This window comes from Paraburkholderia caledonica NBRC 102488 (assembly GCF_000685095.1).
Lineage (GTDB): Bacteria > Pseudomonadota > Gammaproteobacteria > Burkholderiales > Burkholderiaceae > Paraburkholderia > Paraburkholderia caledonica.
The window spans coordinates 28,280-43,537 of record NZ_BAYE01000020.1 but is presented as its reverse complement, the minus strand read 5'-3'; the positions used below and the strand labels follow the sequence as shown (position 1 = coordinate 43,537).

The 15,258-nt window shown below is 62.4% G+C and carries 16 protein-coding genes and 1 pseudogene; 6 read left to right on the top strand and 11 right to left on the bottom strand.

All coding sequences use genetic code 11. The annotated features are described in order from the left end of the window. Window positions 1-46: 46 nt before the first annotated feature. Window positions 47-871 (top strand): TetR/AcrR family transcriptional regulator, encoded by an 825-nt coding sequence (locus BCA01S_RS35380; protein WP_027779746.1) that lies wholly within the window; start codon window positions 47-49, stop codon window positions 869-871. A 2-nt stretch (window positions 872-873) separates the two neighbouring features. Here BCA01S_RS35380 and BCA01S_RS28050 read toward each other — a convergent pair whose 3' ends face one another. Together BCA01S_RS28050 and BCA01S_RS28045 are read right to left on the bottom strand one after the other, a co-directional pair. Beyond that, the gene (locus BCA01S_RS28050) at window positions 874-1,662 is read right to left on the bottom strand and encodes an aldolase (protein WP_027779745.1); all 789 of its coding nucleotides are present in this window, start codon (window positions 1,660-1,662) and stop codon (window positions 874-876) included. Window positions 1,663-1,680: 18 nt separating this feature from the next. Next, window positions 1,681-2,385 (bottom strand): haloacid dehalogenase type II, encoded by a 705-nt coding sequence (locus BCA01S_RS28045; protein WP_027779744.1) that lies wholly within the window; start codon window positions 2,383-2,385, stop codon window positions 1,681-1,683. Between the two features lie 121 nt (window positions 2,386-2,506). On the opposite strand from BCA01S_RS28045, the gene BCA01S_RS28040 reads away from it, so the two are divergent. Next, complete coding sequence (locus BCA01S_RS28040; RefSeq protein ID WP_027779743.1) at window positions 2,507-3,358, top strand: LysR substrate-binding domain-containing protein; 852 nt, start codon at window positions 2,507-2,509, stop codon at window positions 3,356-3,358. 55 nt (window positions 3,359-3,413) lie between these two features. Here BCA01S_RS28040 and BCA01S_RS28035 read toward each other — a convergent pair whose 3' ends face one another. The 5 genes and pseudogenes from BCA01S_RS28035 to BCA01S_RS28015 form a co-directional block, all read right to left on the bottom strand. Next, window positions 3,414-5,216 (bottom strand): NAD(P)/FAD-dependent oxidoreductase, encoded by a 1,803-nt coding sequence (locus BCA01S_RS28035; protein WP_027779742.1) that lies wholly within the window; start codon window positions 5,214-5,216, stop codon window positions 3,414-3,416. An 84-nt stretch (window positions 5,217-5,300) separates the two neighbouring features. Continuing rightward, window positions 5,301-6,473: a sigma-54-dependent Fis family transcriptional regulator gene (locus BCA01S_RS28030; RefSeq protein ID WP_027779741.1), complete on the bottom strand. Its 1,173-nt coding sequence runs from the start codon at window positions 6,471-6,473 to the stop codon at window positions 5,301-5,303. Window positions 6,474-6,728: 255 nt separating this feature from the next. Further along, window positions 6,729-8,495 carry a methyl-accepting chemotaxis protein gene (locus tag BCA01S_RS35375; RefSeq protein WP_042319621.1) on the bottom strand — a complete coding sequence of 589 codons (1,767 nt, stop codon included), beginning with the start codon at window positions 8,493-8,495 and terminating at the stop codon, window positions 6,729-6,731. 205 nt (window positions 8,496-8,700) lie between these two features. After that, a pseudogene (locus BCA01S_RS37405) lies at window positions 8,701-8,862 on the bottom strand (DUF2950 family protein); the annotation flags it as partial. Between the two features lie 21 nt (window positions 8,863-8,883). Next, window positions 8,884-10,887: a bifunctional DedA family/phosphatase PAP2 family protein gene (locus BCA01S_RS28015; protein ID WP_027779740.1), complete on the bottom strand. Its 2,004-nt coding sequence runs from the start codon at window positions 10,885-10,887 to the stop codon at window positions 8,884-8,886. 203 nt (window positions 10,888-11,090) lie between these two features. On the opposite strand from BCA01S_RS28015, the gene BCA01S_RS37400 reads away from it, so the two are divergent. Beyond that, window positions 11,091-11,441, top strand: coding sequence for a hypothetical protein (locus BCA01S_RS37400; RefSeq protein ID WP_084166962.1), 351 nt, complete (start codon window positions 11,091-11,093; stop codon window positions 11,439-11,441). Window positions 11,442-11,528: 87 nt separating this feature from the next. Continuing rightward, the gene (locus BCA01S_RS28010; RefSeq protein ID WP_027779739.1) at window positions 11,529-12,005 is read left to right on the top strand and encodes an OsmC family protein; all 477 of its coding nucleotides are present in this window, start codon (window positions 11,529-11,531) and stop codon (window positions 12,003-12,005) included. A 105-nt stretch (window positions 12,006-12,110) separates the two neighbouring features. On the opposite strand, the gene BCA01S_RS28005 is transcribed toward BCA01S_RS28010, so the two are convergent. After that, window positions 12,111-12,362 carry a hypothetical protein gene (locus BCA01S_RS28005; protein WP_020068515.1) on the bottom strand — a complete coding sequence of 84 codons (252 nt, stop codon included), beginning with the start codon at window positions 12,360-12,362 and terminating at the stop codon, window positions 12,111-12,113. Between the two features lie 67 nt (window positions 12,363-12,429). Beyond that, window positions 12,430-12,897 (bottom strand): Lrp/AsnC family transcriptional regulator, encoded by a 468-nt coding sequence (locus BCA01S_RS28000; protein ID WP_027779737.1) that lies wholly within the window; start codon window positions 12,895-12,897, stop codon window positions 12,430-12,432. A gap of 155 nt (window positions 12,898-13,052) precedes the next feature. On the opposite strand from BCA01S_RS28000, the gene BCA01S_RS27995 reads away from it, so the two are divergent. After that, the gene (locus BCA01S_RS27995; RefSeq protein WP_027779736.1) at window positions 13,053-13,724 is read left to right on the top strand and encodes a LysE family translocator; all 672 of its coding nucleotides are present in this window, start codon (window positions 13,053-13,055) and stop codon (window positions 13,722-13,724) included. A gap of 18 nt (window positions 13,725-13,742) precedes the next feature. On the opposite strand, the gene BCA01S_RS27990 is transcribed toward BCA01S_RS27995, so the two are convergent. Then, window positions 13,743-13,916: a DUF1289 domain-containing protein gene (locus BCA01S_RS27990; RefSeq protein WP_020068518.1), complete on the bottom strand. Its 174-nt coding sequence runs from the start codon at window positions 13,914-13,916 to the stop codon at window positions 13,743-13,745. 173 nt (window positions 13,917-14,089) lie between these two features. Between BCA01S_RS27990 and BCA01S_RS27985 the strand changes: the two genes are divergently transcribed. After that, entirely contained in the window at window positions 14,090-14,410 is a 321-nt protein-coding gene (locus tag BCA01S_RS27985) for a YnfA family protein (RefSeq protein ID WP_027779735.1), read from the top strand. An 81-nt stretch (window positions 14,411-14,491) separates the two neighbouring features. Here the strand turns inward: BCA01S_RS27985 and BCA01S_RS27980 are convergent, their stop codons facing one another. Next, window positions 14,492-15,001: a DUF1993 domain-containing protein gene (locus tag BCA01S_RS27980; RefSeq protein WP_027779734.1), complete on the bottom strand. Its 510-nt coding sequence runs from the start codon at window positions 14,999-15,001 to the stop codon at window positions 14,492-14,494. Window positions 15,002-15,258 lie beyond the last annotated feature (257 nt).

The window sequence follows — 15,258 nt, the reverse complement described above, 5'->3', positions numbered from 1 at the left end:
TGAATTTGAATTCAAATTCAAACTGTTTTTTCAGCGGAACTGACTCATGCCAACAAAACCAGTGACGACCGCAGGGCACGTCGACCGTAAAGAGAAGGCTGGAAAAGCGCAGGGAACAACGCAGGCGCGAGCGACGAAACAGACAGACCGGGCAGTACAACCCGACGCTAAGCCTCGCGCAAAACAAGCAAAAGAGCGTGAGACGCCGCCACGGCCGAAAGCAGTGAAGCGCGCGAGCCGTCCTGACGGAGCGGCGACACGCCAGCATCTGCTCGACATTGCGGGGCAGGTCTTCGCAACGCGCGGTTTCGCCGATGCCACCAGCAAGGAAATATGCGAGCGTGCGGGCACGCCGATGGCGTCGGTCAACTATCACTTCGGTAGTCGCGAGGCGCTATACGAGGCGGCACTCGTAGAGGCGCATCGTCAGGTGGTGAGCCTCGACGAATTGACCGCACTGACAGAAGGGGCGGGCGACCCTCGCGACAAGTTGCGCGCGGTGATCTCGCGATTCGTCGGCCTGTCCACCAGCACGAGCGCGCCGTGGGGATTCATGCTGATGTTGCGCGAGATGCTGTCTCCGTCGCCCGCGATTCCGGCGCTCATCGAAAAGGCGGTGCGGCCGAAAGCTGCGGTTCTGCTCGGTTTGATGGGGGAAGTATTGCAGTTGAATCCGCAGGAGCCGACTGTGCAGCGAGCGGTGATGTTCACCGTTCTGCCCTGCATTGCGTTGATGATTGCGCCGCGGCAGGCGCAGGCAGCGTTGCTGCCCGCCGTTGCCAAAGATAAGAATGCGCTCGTGGAAGACTTCGTGCGCTTCGTCATGGCGGGGCTGGACGCAGTCGCCGCAGCGCACCGGGCGCGCAAGTAACTCTATTGGTCGAACGCGATTGCGCGCCTGCGCAGTTCGCGCACTGCACTGTCCAGATGGGCACGTGCGCTCTCCTTGTCGCCGTCGCGCATCTGTTCATAAGTGCGCTGCGCCACGTCGTGCGGCACGGCTTTGAGTGGGCGATTGCTGCTCATCGCCTTTAGCTGGACTTCCGCGGCGCGCTCCAGGTAGTAGAGGTCGTCCCACGCTTCCGCAATACTCGCGCCCGCAACCATTACGCCGTGATTCTTGAGGAACAGGATATCCGCATCGCCGATCGTCCCGGCAATGCGGTCGCCTTCCGAATCGTCGAGCGCAAGTCCGTTGTAGTTCTCGTCGACTGCGGTGCGGCCATAGAACTTCAGTGCAGTCTGCCCGAGCCACAATAGCGGCGGACCTTGGAGCAGGCACAACGCCGTGGCATTCGGCATATGCGTGTGAAACGCGGCCTTCACGCGCGGCTTCAACCGATGCAAACGTGCGTGGATATAAAACGCGGTTGCTTCCGGCTTGCCCTGGCCGGCTACGACATTCCCGTCGACATCGCAAACCAGCAGCCGTGAAGCCGTGATTTCGGAAAACGCATAACCATACGGATTGACGAAGAACAGGTTGTCGTGCCCGGGCACCACAGCCGAGAAGTGATTGCAGATTCCCTCTTCAAAACCGTACTGCGACGCCAGTTGAAAGCATGCCGCGAGTTGAATTCGTGCTTCGTTGATGGCGTCGGATTCGAGCCGCAACGCCGGCTGCGGATTCGTCGCGCCAATGGATGAAAGCGTGTGCGCCATGGTCGTAGTTCCTGAAAGTCACCAGCCGAGCGAAGCGAAAAGCGCCGGTACCTGATCGAGTGTGGAGAGCGTTGCATCGGGCGTGTAATCGGGCAGCAGCGTGCGGCCTGTTGCGCGATCTATCCACACGCAGCGAAAACCGACGTCGCGAGCGGCTGCGTGATCGAGATGCGGACTCGCGCAGATATGCACGACTTCGTTGCGCGTCACGCCGAGTTGCTCATGCGCGTAATCGAACAGCCGTCGCGCGGGTTTGTAGGCGCCCGCCTGCTGAGCGGTGATGACGCGGTCGATATGGCCGCCGAGTTGGGCGACATTGCCGGCTATGACGTCGTCGTCGGTATTCGACACGATGCACAGGCGGTAGCCATCCTGCTTCAGTCTCTGCAACGTATCGACCACTTCTGGAAACGGCGGCATGGCGGAGATGCTGTCGGTCAATGTGCGGACATCGCGTTCGTCAGTGGGCAGCCCGAGTTCCGTGAGTGCGAGACGAAGTCCAGCGCCTGCCACCTCCCGAAACGATCGATGCGGCGCGGTCTGTTCGAGCGCATGCTCGTGCCGGTCGTACACTGCGATGAGCCGTGCCGGATCGACGTCGTGACCGTGCTTGGTTTCGAGAATTTCGCGGACGGCCGCCTGCAAGCCTTCGTCCCACTGGATCAGCGTGCCGTAGCAGTCGAACGTAAGCCAGCGGGGGCGGGCGGTGTTGTGCAGTGACATGAATGGACTCCGACGTAAGTAGATCTGTGAACGACGTCAGATTAAGCGCATTGACAGATATTTGAAAATTAAATTAACCTCTCGACGTCAGTTGCATCTTAAATAACGAAGCGAGTCCGTCATGCTTGATCTCGACCTGCTGAACACGCTTATTTGCGTTGTCGACGAAGGCAGTTTCACGCGTGCGGGCGAGCGCGTGCATCGCACGCAGTCCACGGTGAGCCAGCAGGTTCGGCGGCTCGAAGAACTCGTCGGCCGCACGTTGCTGATGCGTGACCGTACCGGCAATCAGGTGACGGCAACCGAGCACGGCGAACTGCTCGCGCAATACGCGCGGCGGCTGCTCGCGCTGGCGCAGGAAGCACAAGATGCGTTGACGAGCGACGTCGCGGTCACGCCGCTTCGCATCGGCGTACCGGAAGATTTCGACGCGCGCCGCATGTCGGCGATGTTGTCCGGCTTCGTCAAGACGAAGCCAGGGGTGCGGCTCGAAACGGTGGCCGGCATGAGCGCCGAACTGCAACGCAGGCTCTCGGGCGGTGAGATTGAGATCGCGCTGGTCAAACGCGAGCCGGCGAGCGGGGAGTGTCTGGCGTCATGGCCGGAGTCGCTCGTGTGGGTGCGAGGCGCGCATGCTCCAGCGCCGGAGGAGTCGTCAGACGAACCCATACCTCTCGCGCTATTTCCGCAAGGCTGTGTCTACCGGCAGCGCGCGATCCGGGGTCTCGACAAGGCGCATCGCCGCTGGCGAATCGCATTCGGAAGCCATAGCCTCACGGGTATCCAGGCGGCCGTTTCTTCAGGGCTCGGCATCTCTGTTCTGCCGACCACAGCGGTACTCCCCGAGCACCGCGTATGCAACGGCTTTCCGCCTTTGCCGCCGACAGAGCTCGCACTTGTCAGCTCCGGCGGCGTGCTCAACGTGCATCAGCGCGCGCTGGTCGACTTCCTGCTGGCGGAGATGGAGGCGTAGAAGGGCCGGCCGAATGACAAACAAGAACTGAAAAACCGGCCCGACTGCTCGACGCCTACGACAGGTGATGCACTTCCTGCAACCCGAACACTGGCGTTGGAATGCCTTCCATGCGAGCCTTCAGTTGCAGAGACAGATACTGCGAGTAGTGCCGCGACTGATGCAGGTTTCCACCATGAAACCACAGCGCCTGCTGCTGCGTGGGCTTCCACATGTTGCGCTGTTCGCCTTCCCACGGACCTGGATCTTTCGTCGTATTCGAGCCGAGTCCCCACACCTTGCCGACCTTGTCGGCCACTTCGCGTGAGATGAGATCGGCGGCCCAGCCGTTCATCGACCCATAGCCTGTCGCATACACGATGAGGTCCGCTTCGAGTTCGCTGCCATCGCTGAGCAGCACCGAATGCTCTTTCAGTTCCACCACGTCCACGCCGCTTTTCAGCTTGATCTTGCCGTCGGCGACGAGTTCGGACGCACCGACGTCGATGTAATACCCCGAGCCGCGACGCAGGTACTTCATGAACAGACCCGAATCGTCGTCGCCGAAATCGAGCATGAAGCCGCTTTCTTCGAGCCGCGCGTAGAACGCCGCATCGCGTTCGCGAATTGCGTTGAAGACCGGAATCTGGAACTGGTGAAGAATCGCATACGGTATGGACGCAAAGGTCAGGTCAGCCTTCGCGGTCGTCATGCCCGCCGCCACCGCGCGCTCCGAATAAAGATCGCCGAGCGCGAACTCCATCAGCGAATCCGATTTGACGATGTGCGTGGACGAGCGCTGCACCATGGTCACGTCGACGCCGGCTTCCCACAGGGCCGCGCAGATGTCGTGAGCCGAATTGTTCGCGCCGATCACGACGACTTTCTTACCGTGATAGGCGTCCGGACCGGGATGCCGCGACGAATGATGCTGCTCGCCCTTGAACACATCCATACCCTTGAAGCTCGGGATATTGGGCTTGCCCGACATGCCGGTGGCTAGCACGAGTTGCTTCGGCCGAAGTGTGAGATTGCGGCCTTCCCGTTCGACTTCGACGATCCATTCGCCCTTGGCTTCGTCGTAGCGCGCGGATTTGCACACGGTCGAGCCCCAGTAGTTCAACTCCATGACCTTCGTGTACATCTCGAGCCAGTCGCCGATTTTGTCCTTCGGTGTGAAAACCGGCCAGTTGTCCGGAAAGGGCAGGTAAGGCATATGGTCGTACCAGACCGGATCGTGCAGACAGAGCGTCTTGTAGCGCTTGCGCCATGCGTCGCCCGGCCTCTCGTTTTTGTCGATGATGATGGTCGGCACGCCAAGCTGCCGCAGCCGCGCACCCAGTCCGATACCGCCTTGCCCGCCGCCGACGATCAGGCAATACGGCTCTTCCGACGTACCGAGTGTGTCGAGTTCCGCCTCGCGCCGCTCCTTCCAGCTCGTGCGGTCGCGGCGTGCACCGTGCTCGGCGCCCATAGGCCGCTTCGGGCCTTTCGGCTCCTCATGGCCTTTCAGTTCCGCCATGGTCGTGAGCAGGGTCCAGATGAGGCCGTCCTTCAGGCGAATGAAACCGCTGCCTCGCGCGACTCCGGTTTCGAAAGTGATCCAGCCTTGCGCAATGCCGTCGGCTTGCGTCGCCGTTTCGTTCTCCGCAAGCCGGAGTTTCGACGGCTTGATCGCGTCCACCTGTGCGTCGAGCATCGCGGCGATCTGCTCGCGGCCTTCGAGCGTCTTGATGTTCCATGTGAACGCGACCAGATCGCGCCAGTAACACTCCGGCTGAAACAGGTCGACGGCGGCCTGCGTGTCGCCGCGTTTCAGCGCGGCTTCAAGACTTTCGAGCACTTGGGATATCGCTTGATTTGCAGTGTTTTCAGACATGGTTGCTCCTCCATTTGAAACGGATAGTCGGACTTCATTGGTAGCGCGGGTTCTATGCCCGCTAGGGGAATCGGGGCAGCGCCGCTAGCACTTATGCGGCGGCAGGATGCGCAGCTTCGCAATGCGCCGGTACAAGGTCGCGCGGGACATGCCGAGCGCTTGCGCGGCCAGTTCAGTGCGCCACTTCGCGTCGTTCATTGCATCGACGATGCGGCGGTGTTCGAGCGCGTCGCTATCGGACAGAACCGGCGCAGCGTGCGGCGCGGCACTCCCGGCGTTACTGCTACTGCTGTTCTCTCGCGGCGCGGCCGTCCTGCTTCGCGCAATCCGCGCGGCGGAGGGCTGACGTACACGTGCATAGAGCGGCGAGCCGGTGTCGCCCAGTCTCAGCGAGACGAGGCCGCGGCCCACTTTCGCGTTGAAGAGACGCTCGGCGGGAACGTCGAAAATCTCCGACACGTGACGCGGCAACTGGTTGAGCGCCGGCACACATTCGCGTGCGCGGCGGTTTGCGGCGATGACGTGGCCGCGGGCGTCGATAGCAATCAGGATCTCGGGCTGCGCTTCGACGTAATGGCGGTTGCGATGCGCAAGCAGCACCCAGCAATCCGCGGCCGCGTTGAGGAAGCAGGCGTCTTCGATCAGGAGCGCGCTTTGCCGCACGATGTGATTGACGAGCCGCTGGCTTTCGCGGTCGTCGGGGGAGCGCACGGCCGACGCATCGAGTACGCCGAGCAATTCGCCATGCAAACCGAAAATCGGCGATGCGCTGCATGTGAGGGTGGTGAAGGCCGCACGGAAGTGATCGGTTCTATGCACGGTAATGGGCTCGGCGTCGAGCAGCACCGTCGCGACACCGCAGGTCCCTTCCTCGCTTTCGGACCAGCATGAGCCGAGATAGAGCCCAGCGCGTTTGAAGTCGTGCCGGCGGTCTTTATCGACGCGGTAGTCGATCGTCACGCCCTGTGCGTCGGTCAGCATCACGCAGTAGTCAGCTTCCCGCACCATCTCGTGCAGCCGCGACAGGCACTGGCCTGACGCGCGCAGAAACGATTCCTCCCGATGCTGCACGTCGCGTAATTCCGGCACGGTCAGAATGCGCGGACCGGCGGTCGCGCCCGGATCGAGGTGATATTGCTCGAGCGAGCGTTTATACGACGACGCAAGCCGCTTCCCGTCGACGCCCGCACGCGTCGTCCGTCCTTCTATGACGTTGCATATGCGGTCGATATGTCTCGTTGACGGAACGTAGGGCATGACGAGCCTCCGGGCGAACTCAGCGCGAACTGGGTGCTGGAGACATTCTGCGCCTCTACCCGGCGCGTGTCTCCGAAGCCTGAAACGTACGGTACGTTTGTAGCATGCGCGAATCGGCAGAGCACACTGCAGTGCACCATCGTCGCCGGTGAGATTTTTTTCTCAGCATGCCAACACGCGCGGGACGCGGCGTGAACGCTTGCCCGGAGCAATAAAAAACCGGCCCGCAGGCCGGTTTTTTATCAGGTGTAAAACTCAGAATGTTTGCCAGGTGTCCGCGCCTGCGCTTTGCAATTCACGTTCTTTGGGCTGCGTTGGCGCCATGGGCGACGATACAGCGGCTTTTGCGAAAGTCGTGACCGGTTTCGACTGCGAAGGCGCAGGTTTCTTCGGCGGCGCAATGGCGGGCGCCGGCTTCATTCGAACGCTTCGCGCCGTGCTTTTCACCGTCTGCTGTGCCGCGTCGACGCGGAAGATCGACACCGCCGCACGGAGGCTTTCCGCCTGATCCGACATGGCCTGTGCAGCGGCGGTGGCTTGCTCGACGAGCGCCGCGTTTTGCTGCGTGACCTCGTCCATCTGTGTGACGGCCACGTTGACCTGCTCGATACCCTTCGTCTGCTCGGACGATGCCGACGCTATCTCGCCCATGATGTCTGTCACCTGTTTGACCGAGCGCACTACTTCGCCCATCGTTTGACCGGCATTTTCAACGAGCAGCGAGCCGTTTGTCACATGAGACACCGACGCTTCTATCAGGTCCTTGATTTCCTTCGCCGCTGTCGCGCTGCGCTGCGCGAGCGTGCGGACTTCGCCGGCAACCACCGCGAAGCCACGACCGTCTTCGCCTGCGCGAGCGGCTTCGACCGCCGCGTTGAGGGCGAGAATATTCGTCTGGAACGCAATTCCTTCGATGACCGAAATGATTTCGGTCACCTTCGTCGAACTCGAAGAAATGTCTTGCATGGTGGCCACGACCTGCTGAACCACTTCGCCACCTGAGGCCGCCGTCGCCGACGCCGCCGACGCGAGCGTGCTGCCCTGGCGCGCGTTATCGGTGTTGTTGCGCACGGTCGAGGTCAGTTCTTCCATGCTGGCCGCGGTTTCCTGCAGCGATGCGGCCTGTTCCTCGGTGCGTTGCGAGAGATCCTGATTGCCTTGCGCGATCTCGCCAGCGGCCACGGAAATCGACTCCGCCGATGTTTTGATGCCGGACACAATAGACGTGAGCTTCTCGCGCATTGCCTCCAGAGAAGCCATCAAACTCGTCCGATCGCCGGGCACCACTCGCACGCTGACGATGAGGTTGCCTTCGGCGATCTGTGCCGCCATTTCCTGCGCGGCGCTCGGCTCGCCACCCAACTGGCGCAGAATGCTGCGCGAGATCAGCGCGGCGGTGACAATGCCCAGCAGGACGGCGATACCCGCAATGACCGCGACCATCGTGCGGACCCTTGCGTAAGTGGCGACAGAGTTCTCTCGAGCTTCCTTATTCTGCTGGTCCTCTAGAGCCGCCAGCTCGACTGCGCGTGCGAGCCACACTCGCTGCGGCGGGCGTGCGTTCTGCAACAGCTCCTGCATCGCGCCGGCGGTGTCGTGCGCCAGTGCGAAGTCCATCGCCTTGCGCTGGGGCGCGATCGCTGCAGCTTCGTCCTGCTTGATCTGGTCGAGCAGCGAACGCTCTTTTGGCGCCGTGCCGGGCTCTTCAGCGAACATACGTGCGAGTTGCTGGAATGCGTCCGCATAAAGCTGGTCCTGCTTTTTCATGCGTTCCGCCTCTAGCGCAACATCGCGCGGATCGCTGATCAACGCGAGATTTCGAAGCGCGATGGCGCGATCCTGTATCGACGAGCGCAACTCGTTCGCAAGACGCGTTTCCTCGTTATTCACGCGAGCGATGCCGTCCAGACTCGCGTCCAGTTCCGAGAGACCATATAAGGCAATGGCGGCGAGCACCAGCATGAATGCCGTCAACAGCCCGAAGCCGGCTTGCAATCGCGTCGATACCTTGATGTTTTTCATTTCCGTCCGCATTCAGAAAGGCGTATGTCTGGTTTACGTCTGCCTGACGGAATACTGAAGGACATTTGTAATCGACGACGTCATGTCGCGCCGCGACGGGCAGGTGCAAGGACGTCGCGGCAAGATGGGGGCCGGCAAAATTTGCCGCTATGGGTTGCGCCGATGCGTTACTGCTGTCATCGGCGTCGCATGATTCGCGGCCCGTTCAAGGCTGAACCGGTTTCCATGTCGGATCGGGATCGAACGCTTTCAGCGCTGCCGCTTCTCGCGCCGAATTCGGCCCGAGGTTCTTCTGATAAACCTGGCCGTCCTGATTAACGATAAAACTCATCTCGCCGGTCTTGCCATACTCGCTCGGCCACGCAACGCGTCGTTCGAGAGGCGTGCGTCACTCTGCGATGGAGGCAAGCAGCGATACCGGCACGCCATGACAGCTCACCGTCGCGACAACCCCGACGCCGAGGCCTTCGACGAACTTCACGCGAGTGTCGAACGGCGACACCTGTTTATCCACGCGCAGAATGTTGAGCGGCCACGTTGAATGCGATAGCCGTTCATGCGCAATGGCGCCGACCCACAGCGGCACGGCTGCCGCGCCGTCGCCGACCGCATAACCGCTTGGCCAGAAGCGCAACACGTCGCGCTCAGCGCGCGTGTCGCCGGGGCGCATGAAAACGAGCGACGACGGCACTCCGTTGTTCAGCTTCGGCAGTACGGGCAGAGCGACGGCGGGCACGTCCGGCGAGGCCAGCGAGAGCAGGCTATGGGCGGACACGTCGGTGCCTTCGAGCCATCCCTCGCTGCGCAGTTGGCGGCGGATCGCGTCGCCCTCCGATACCCATTGCAGCGTGAGCGGTTCCTTGCGGTCGCCGCCCATATCCGAGCGATAGCACGGCAGATGCTTCCACACGGAAACCGTCCACTGCTGCTGCGTCACGCGCGCGAGCGGCAGAGGCGCTGGCGTGCCGGGCGGCGTCATCATGCCGAGACCCGACTGCAGACTCATGCTCGCGAGCACCACCACGAGGACGACTGCCGGCATCCAGCTGCGCGTCGGCGGCTGCTGCGGATGACGCAGCATCGCGGTAAGCGCGACGATCGCCACCCACACGTACGAGAGCGCGGCGCCGCCAATCGCGTCCGATACCCAGTAGCGGCCGAAGTACACGCCCGCAAGCGCGACCACGGTTACGACGAGCGTGCTCGCGGTGACCACCAGCAATCCTTCGAGCATGCCGACCCGCCGCGCGAGCAGGAACGCAAGAAAGCCATAGACGATGACGGTGGCCGCCACGTGGTTGCTGGGAAACGCGTAGGTATTCGTCATGAGCGCGTTGGGCGCGGCGCGCTGCATTGCGAACTGCAAGGCGAAGATCAGCATCTGCGAAAAGACGACGGCCGCGAGCCAGTAGCCCACAGTGCGCCAGCGCCGCTCCAACAGCATCCATAGCGTAACGGTGACGATCAGCGCGGCGAGCGTCGCGCTGCTGCCGAGCGTTGCGAGAGCGGCGAGCACCGTGTCGCCCCACGGCGTGCGCACCGATTGCATGAAGCGGTACACGGACTCGTCGACATGGGTGAGCGGATCTCCGGCGACCACCTGATGAAGCACGCCGAAGAACAGTGCGCCGCACACCAGCACGACCAGCGACGCCAGCAGGACGCTGGTGGCATCCGGCGCTTGCGGGTCCAGCATTCTTCGCGCGACCCGGCCAAGCGGTCCCGGATGACGGCACGCCCAGCTGCCGAGATGCCGCCCAGCCGCGTTCGACCACGCGTTGGCATGCGAGAGCAGGAATGCAGCGGCGCGATAGCTGAGCCAGACGCTGCCCGCGAGCAGCGCAAGGACCACCACGAGCCGGAACGAGACGGCCCCGGCGAGCAGCACCGAAGCGCCGAACACGACGCCCGGCAGGATATGCGCCGGTGCCCACAGCAGCGCCGAGAGCACGTTCATCGCGTAGAAGCGCACGGGCGACATGCCGAGCATTCCGGCGACCACCGGCACGATCGCACGCAACGGTCCGACAAAGCGCGCGAGCACTACGCTCTTTGCGCCGTGCTTGTCGAAAAAGCGGTAACCCGCTTCGAGCACTTCGGGATGTCGAGAGAACGGCCAGAGCTTGACGATCCGCTTCTTGTAGCGGCTGCCGAGCCAGAAGCTGAGGCCGTCGCCGGCAATCGCACCGACGATTGCCCACACGAGGACCCAGCCGAGGCTCAGCGAGCCGGTGCCGGTCAGTGCGCCCGCGAGAAACATTGCGGTGCTGCCGGGAACGAAGGTACCGACGACCGCGACCGACTCCAGAAAGGCCGCGAAAAATACAACCGTGAGCATCCATTCCGGATGGCCGGCCAACTGATGCAAGAGATGAAGGTAGGCTTGCTCCATTGTGCGCGATCGGCCGTTATGGCGTCACGATCGATCATAACGCGCATGGAGCGTTTCTATTCCCCAACCGGTCCTTTTCGCGGGCGTCGGCTCGCGCGAGGACTTGGGTAGGGCGTCCCGTGGAACCTGTGACGGCGGTGAACGAAGTGGGCAACGGTTCGTCATACTGGTCGAGGGGCGCGTTACCTAACGGAGTGCAGCAAATGAAAATCGCAACTGGCGGTGTGGGGCGGACGGTGCTGATTGCGGCATGCTTCGCCGGCTTTAGTGGAATGGCTTGCGCGCAGTCGGGCAGCGCGAGCGCGGGCGTTGGCGGCTTGAGCGCAACGCCGTCGGGAGGAAACGTGAATGGCGCCGGAGCAGTGGGTACAACTCTGACCCCCACGCCTGGCCTTGCAACGCCGGGAGGTGCTGCGGGAACTGGCGGGATCGGCGTGACGGGTGCCGGCGCTGGCCGCGTGCCGAACAACATGCGTGCGAACGGCACGAGCCTGAACCAGAACCCCGATCCCCGAGTACCGAACCTGAGCGGAAGGCCCCCGGCGCCGCGATAGATCGAGCCGCGCGAGCCGGATCGACTGGCGCGGCCGGCTTAGAATGGGCGTCCCATCAACCGGTTGATTCGATTACAGGATGCGCCCATGGCATACGGTGAGCACAAATACGAAGTGTCCGTGCAGTGGACAGGCAACCTCGGCAGCGGCACCTCGGGATATCGCGATTACAGCCGCGATCATGTGATTGCCGCGGGAAGCAAGCCCGACATTCCAGGCTCGTCCGACGCCGCGTTTCTCGGCGACGCAAAGCGGTGGAACCCGGAAGACTTGCTGGTCGCATCGGCTTCGGCCTGTCACAAGCTGTGGTATCTGCATCTTTGCGCGGACGCCGGCATTGCCGTGGTGCAATACCAGGATCACGCCGAAGGAACCATGCTCGACAGTGCGCAGCAAGGGCGTTTCTCGCAGATCGTTTTGCGCCCGCGCGTCGTGATTCAGTCGGGCGGCGACGTCGAACTCGCGCGGCGCCTGCATCACGTCGCGCACGAGAAGTGCTATATCGCGAACTCGGTGAACTTCCCGATTCGGTGCGAGCCGGTGATCGAGACGAACCCGGGCTGAGCGATCTATCGCCGGGCGCTGCTGATTGCAAGCAATCGGAAGTTAGCGGACCTTTGCCGCCTACCGAGCGGCTATTGAGCTATCGCACGGGACACTCCCAGCGCTTTAGCGATTGCCGTCGAGCAGATCGCCCAGCAGTTCGTCGAACGCGGCCTGCGCGTCTTCCAGTTCCTGCAACGCGGCGTCGAAAGTCTGCAGCGCAAATTGCGAGGGATTGCCGCTGCCGGCTGGCGGAAATTGCGATTGCAACGACGCAAACGCTGTCTTCACGCGTTGCGTCGCGGTCAATACGCGCTCCATTGCAGCGCTCTCTTCGGCGCGGGCTTTGTCGTGATCGATGTTGCCGGTGTTGTCCATTCGGTACTCCGTGTTCGTGGGTGCGGCGCGCGCCGCGTGAAATGGCGTGACTATGCCACGTTCGGGCTCACGATAGCGGCAAGCCGCCGTCGGCCTTTACTTCGCGCAGCGACAATGCCGATTCGACCGACGTCACGCCCGGCAGACTGCGCATCTGGTCGCGCATGAAGCTGCCGTAGTCGTCCAGATCACGCGCCACCACCTGCAAAATGTAGTCCGCGCTGCCCGACACGTTGTGACACGCGATTACCCGCGGTATGGCCTGCACCTCGCGCTCGAAGCGGTTGGCCACATCTTTGTCGTGCACGGCGAAGCGCACGAGAATGAATGCGACCACGCCGAAGCCGAGCGCCGAACGTGCGAGCACTGCGCGGTACTGGCCGATGTAGCCGTCGTTCTCCAGCCGCTTGAGGCGTCGCGCGCACGGTGTTTCACTCAGGCCGACCAGTTCGGCGAGCTTCGCGTTCGACATGCGGCCGTCTTTCTGCAGCGCGGCGAGGATCGCGCGATCGGTCTTATCGAGGTCTGTTGACATGGCTTGGCGGGCGCCTTTCGAGTTTTAGTGGGAAGCTGGCGGAAACAGCGCGATGTTAGCGTATTCCGCCAAATCTCCGGCCTGAACTCCGGAAATTCGCCAGCAAAACCTCCGTCGACAATAGCAAGATAGAGCCTCGAAACAACGAGGCTCTCATGATTTCCGCACACCTTCTTGCTGTCTATATTGCCGCGCTGCTGGTCGTTTATGCCGTACCCGGGCCCGACATGGCGTTGATCCTCCAAACCAGTATTGGGCGCGGCGTGAGGAGCGGCTTCGCGGCGGCTTGCGGGCTTGGTTTAGCGCGTGCAACCCATGTGACGCTGTCCGCTTGCGGGGCCGCCGCGCTGTTGCGCAACGCGCCGTGGCTGTACGACGTGGTGCGTTATGGCGGCGCGGTTTATCTCGCGTGGATCGGCATCCAGATCTTCCGCTCGCCGATGTTCGCGTTACCAGAAAGCGGCGCGGCGCGCGACGAAGCTAACCCCTCGACGGATGCAACAGCGACAGCGACAGCGGGCATGCGGCAATTGAGGGCGGCGTTCGTCAAGGGTTTGCTGACCAACCTGCTGAATCCGAAAGCGCTGCTGTTCTGTTCGGTCTTGTTGCCGCAATTCGTGCGTCCCGAGGCGGGTCCCGTGGCGTTGCAGATGATCGAGCTGGGTTCGGTGCTGCTCGCGGTCGGTCTTTGCTTCGACCTCACGTATGCGATCGGCGCCGCGCGGATCGCGGGATGGATGCGCGCGCACCCGCTTGCTCAAACGTTGCAGCGCTGGACCTTCTCCGCCGCGCTGATCGGATTCGCACTGCGGCTTTCTCTCGATTGACGCGAATTCGACCCGGCTTTACCGGTTCAGCTTGCGTTCGCGGCGCGAACGGTCGTCGATAATTTTTCTGCGGTGCTTGTCTTTCATCTTCTTCCAGGTTTTGCATTCGTCGCGGGTGCGCAAGCAGCCAATGCAAAAGCCGGTTTCACTGTCGAATTTGCAGATGTCGATACAGGGCGATGCTGTGCTCATGGCCGGTAGACAGGTTGTTGGGGGGCAGAGGAGGTGAGGCGACTTTCGCACGCCGCATGCCTGTGCGCCAAGTGATTGTGTTAATAAAGCCGATAGAGCGCCGATCGAGCGCCCATTCAGCGGCCATGTCCGGCCGGCGACTACACGAACACCACCGCCATGCTTCGCCTTCGATGAAAACATTTCTGCTTTATGCGATTACCGCCGTCGCCGAGATTATCGGTTGCTATCTGCCGTGGCGCTGGCTGAAAGAGGGCGGCTCTGTCTGGCTGCTCGTGCCGGGCGCGCTCAGCCTCGCGGTTTTCGCCTGGCTGCTCACGCTGCACGGCACCGCCGCGGGCCGCGTGTATGCGGCGTACGGCGGCGTGTATGTGGCGGTGGCGATCTTGTGGCTATGGGGCGTCGACAAGGTGCGGCCAACGTTGTGGGACGCAGCCGGCGTCGCGGTGACGCTCGCCGGCATGGCAATCATCGCATTTCAGCCGCGCGCCTGAGCGCGTGAACCGGCGTGCCCGGGTGCCGATGCACCGCGGCGCGATTCCGGTGCGGCCCAGCGCATCCGCTATTCCAATCGCTTACTTCAGCCCGCCCAGATAGTCGAGCTTGCCGAGTTCCACGCCGTTGTGGCGCAGGATGTCGTACGCCGTGGTCACGTGGAAAAAGAAGTTCGGCAGCACGAAGCCCAGAAGATACGACTGGCCCGTGAACTCGACCGGGCCGCTACGCATTTTCAGGGTGACTGCGCGCTCCTCCGATCCGTCGATCTGCTGCGGGCTGAATTCCTGCAGGTAGTCGATCGTTTTTTGAAGGCGGGCATGCAGTTCGTCGAAGGTCTGTTCGACGTCGTCGTATTTGGGCGCTTCGACATTGGCGAGACGCGCGGCGCAGCCCTTTGCGGTGTCGCTTGCGATATACACCTGACGCACGAGCGGCAACATGTCTGGCGCGAGGCGGGCGTTCGTGAACACCGACGGATCAATCTGCTTTTCGGCTGCGTGTGCCTGCGCCTTGCCGAGGATGGCCTGAAGATTGGTGAGGCCGCGAATCAGCACGGGCAGTGATGCTTGATACATCGAAATTGACATGGGGTTCCTCTGATTCTTCGATTGCCCGCGCGGACGGCGCGTGAGGCAATGTAACGGCGGGATAGCCGCTGCAGCATCATAGCGGAGCGACGCAAACCGCGCATTACGCGTCCCGCCGCGTTAGCCATTCGGCCTACTGCCGCCTGCGCCGGAACTGTGTTCGAATGCATTGGTCCGAAGGTTTGCGAAGTCCTGCAAGCAGCACCCTGAAATCAGCAACGTGCCGTCTGTCGTCGGGCAGAGAGCGGACAGGGCGC

Excerpts from the sequence above, each read along its gene's own strand:
- BCA01S_RS35380 (WP_027779746.1), top strand. The coding sequence starts at position 47 with ATGCCAACAAAACCAGTGACGACCGCAGGGCACGTCGACCGTAAAGAG.
- BCA01S_RS28050 (WP_027779745.1), bottom strand. The coding sequence starts at position 1,662 with ATGGCGCACACGCTTTCATCCATTGGCGCGACGAATCCGCAGCCGGCG.
- BCA01S_RS28045 (WP_027779744.1), bottom strand. The coding sequence starts at position 2,385 with ATGTCACTGCACAACACCGCCCGCCCCCGCTGGCTTACGTTCGACTGC.
- BCA01S_RS28040 (WP_027779743.1), top strand. The coding sequence starts at position 2,507 with ATGCTTGATCTCGACCTGCTGAACACGCTTATTTGCGTTGTCGACGAA.
- BCA01S_RS28035 (WP_027779742.1), bottom strand. The coding sequence starts at position 5,216 with ATGTCTGAAAACACTGCAAATCAAGCGATATCCCAAGTGCTCGAAAGT.
- BCA01S_RS28030 (WP_027779741.1), bottom strand. The coding sequence starts at position 6,473 with ATGCCCTACGTTCCGTCAACGAGACATATCGACCGCATATGCAACGTC.
- BCA01S_RS35375 (WP_042319621.1), bottom strand. The coding sequence starts at position 8,495 with ATGAAAAACATCAAGGTATCGACGCGATTGCAAGCCGGCTTCGGGCTG.
- BCA01S_RS28015 (WP_027779740.1), bottom strand. The coding sequence starts at position 10,887 with ATGGAGCAAGCCTACCTTCATCTCTTGCATCAGTTGGCCGGCCATCCG.
- BCA01S_RS37400 (WP_084166962.1), top strand. The coding sequence starts at position 11,091 with ATGAAAATCGCAACTGGCGGTGTGGGGCGGACGGTGCTGATTGCGGCA.
- BCA01S_RS28010 (WP_027779739.1), top strand. The coding sequence starts at position 11,529 with ATGGCATACGGTGAGCACAAATACGAAGTGTCCGTGCAGTGGACAGGC.
- BCA01S_RS28005 (WP_020068515.1), bottom strand. The coding sequence starts at position 12,362 with ATGGACAACACCGGCAACATCGATCACGACAAAGCCCGCGCCGAAGAG.
- BCA01S_RS28000 (WP_027779737.1), bottom strand. The coding sequence starts at position 12,897 with ATGTCAACAGACCTCGATAAGACCGATCGCGCGATCCTCGCCGCGCTG.
- BCA01S_RS27995 (WP_027779736.1), top strand. The coding sequence starts at position 13,053 with ATGATTTCCGCACACCTTCTTGCTGTCTATATTGCCGCGCTGCTGGTC.
- BCA01S_RS27990 (WP_020068518.1), bottom strand. The coding sequence starts at position 13,916 with ATGAGCACAGCATCGCCCTGTATCGACATCTGCAAATTCGACAGTGAA.
- BCA01S_RS27985 (WP_027779735.1), top strand. The coding sequence starts at position 14,090 with ATGAAAACATTTCTGCTTTATGCGATTACCGCCGTCGCCGAGATTATC.
- BCA01S_RS27980 (WP_027779734.1), bottom strand. The coding sequence starts at position 15,001 with ATGTCAATTTCGATGTATCAAGCATCACTGCCCGTGCTGATTCGCGGC.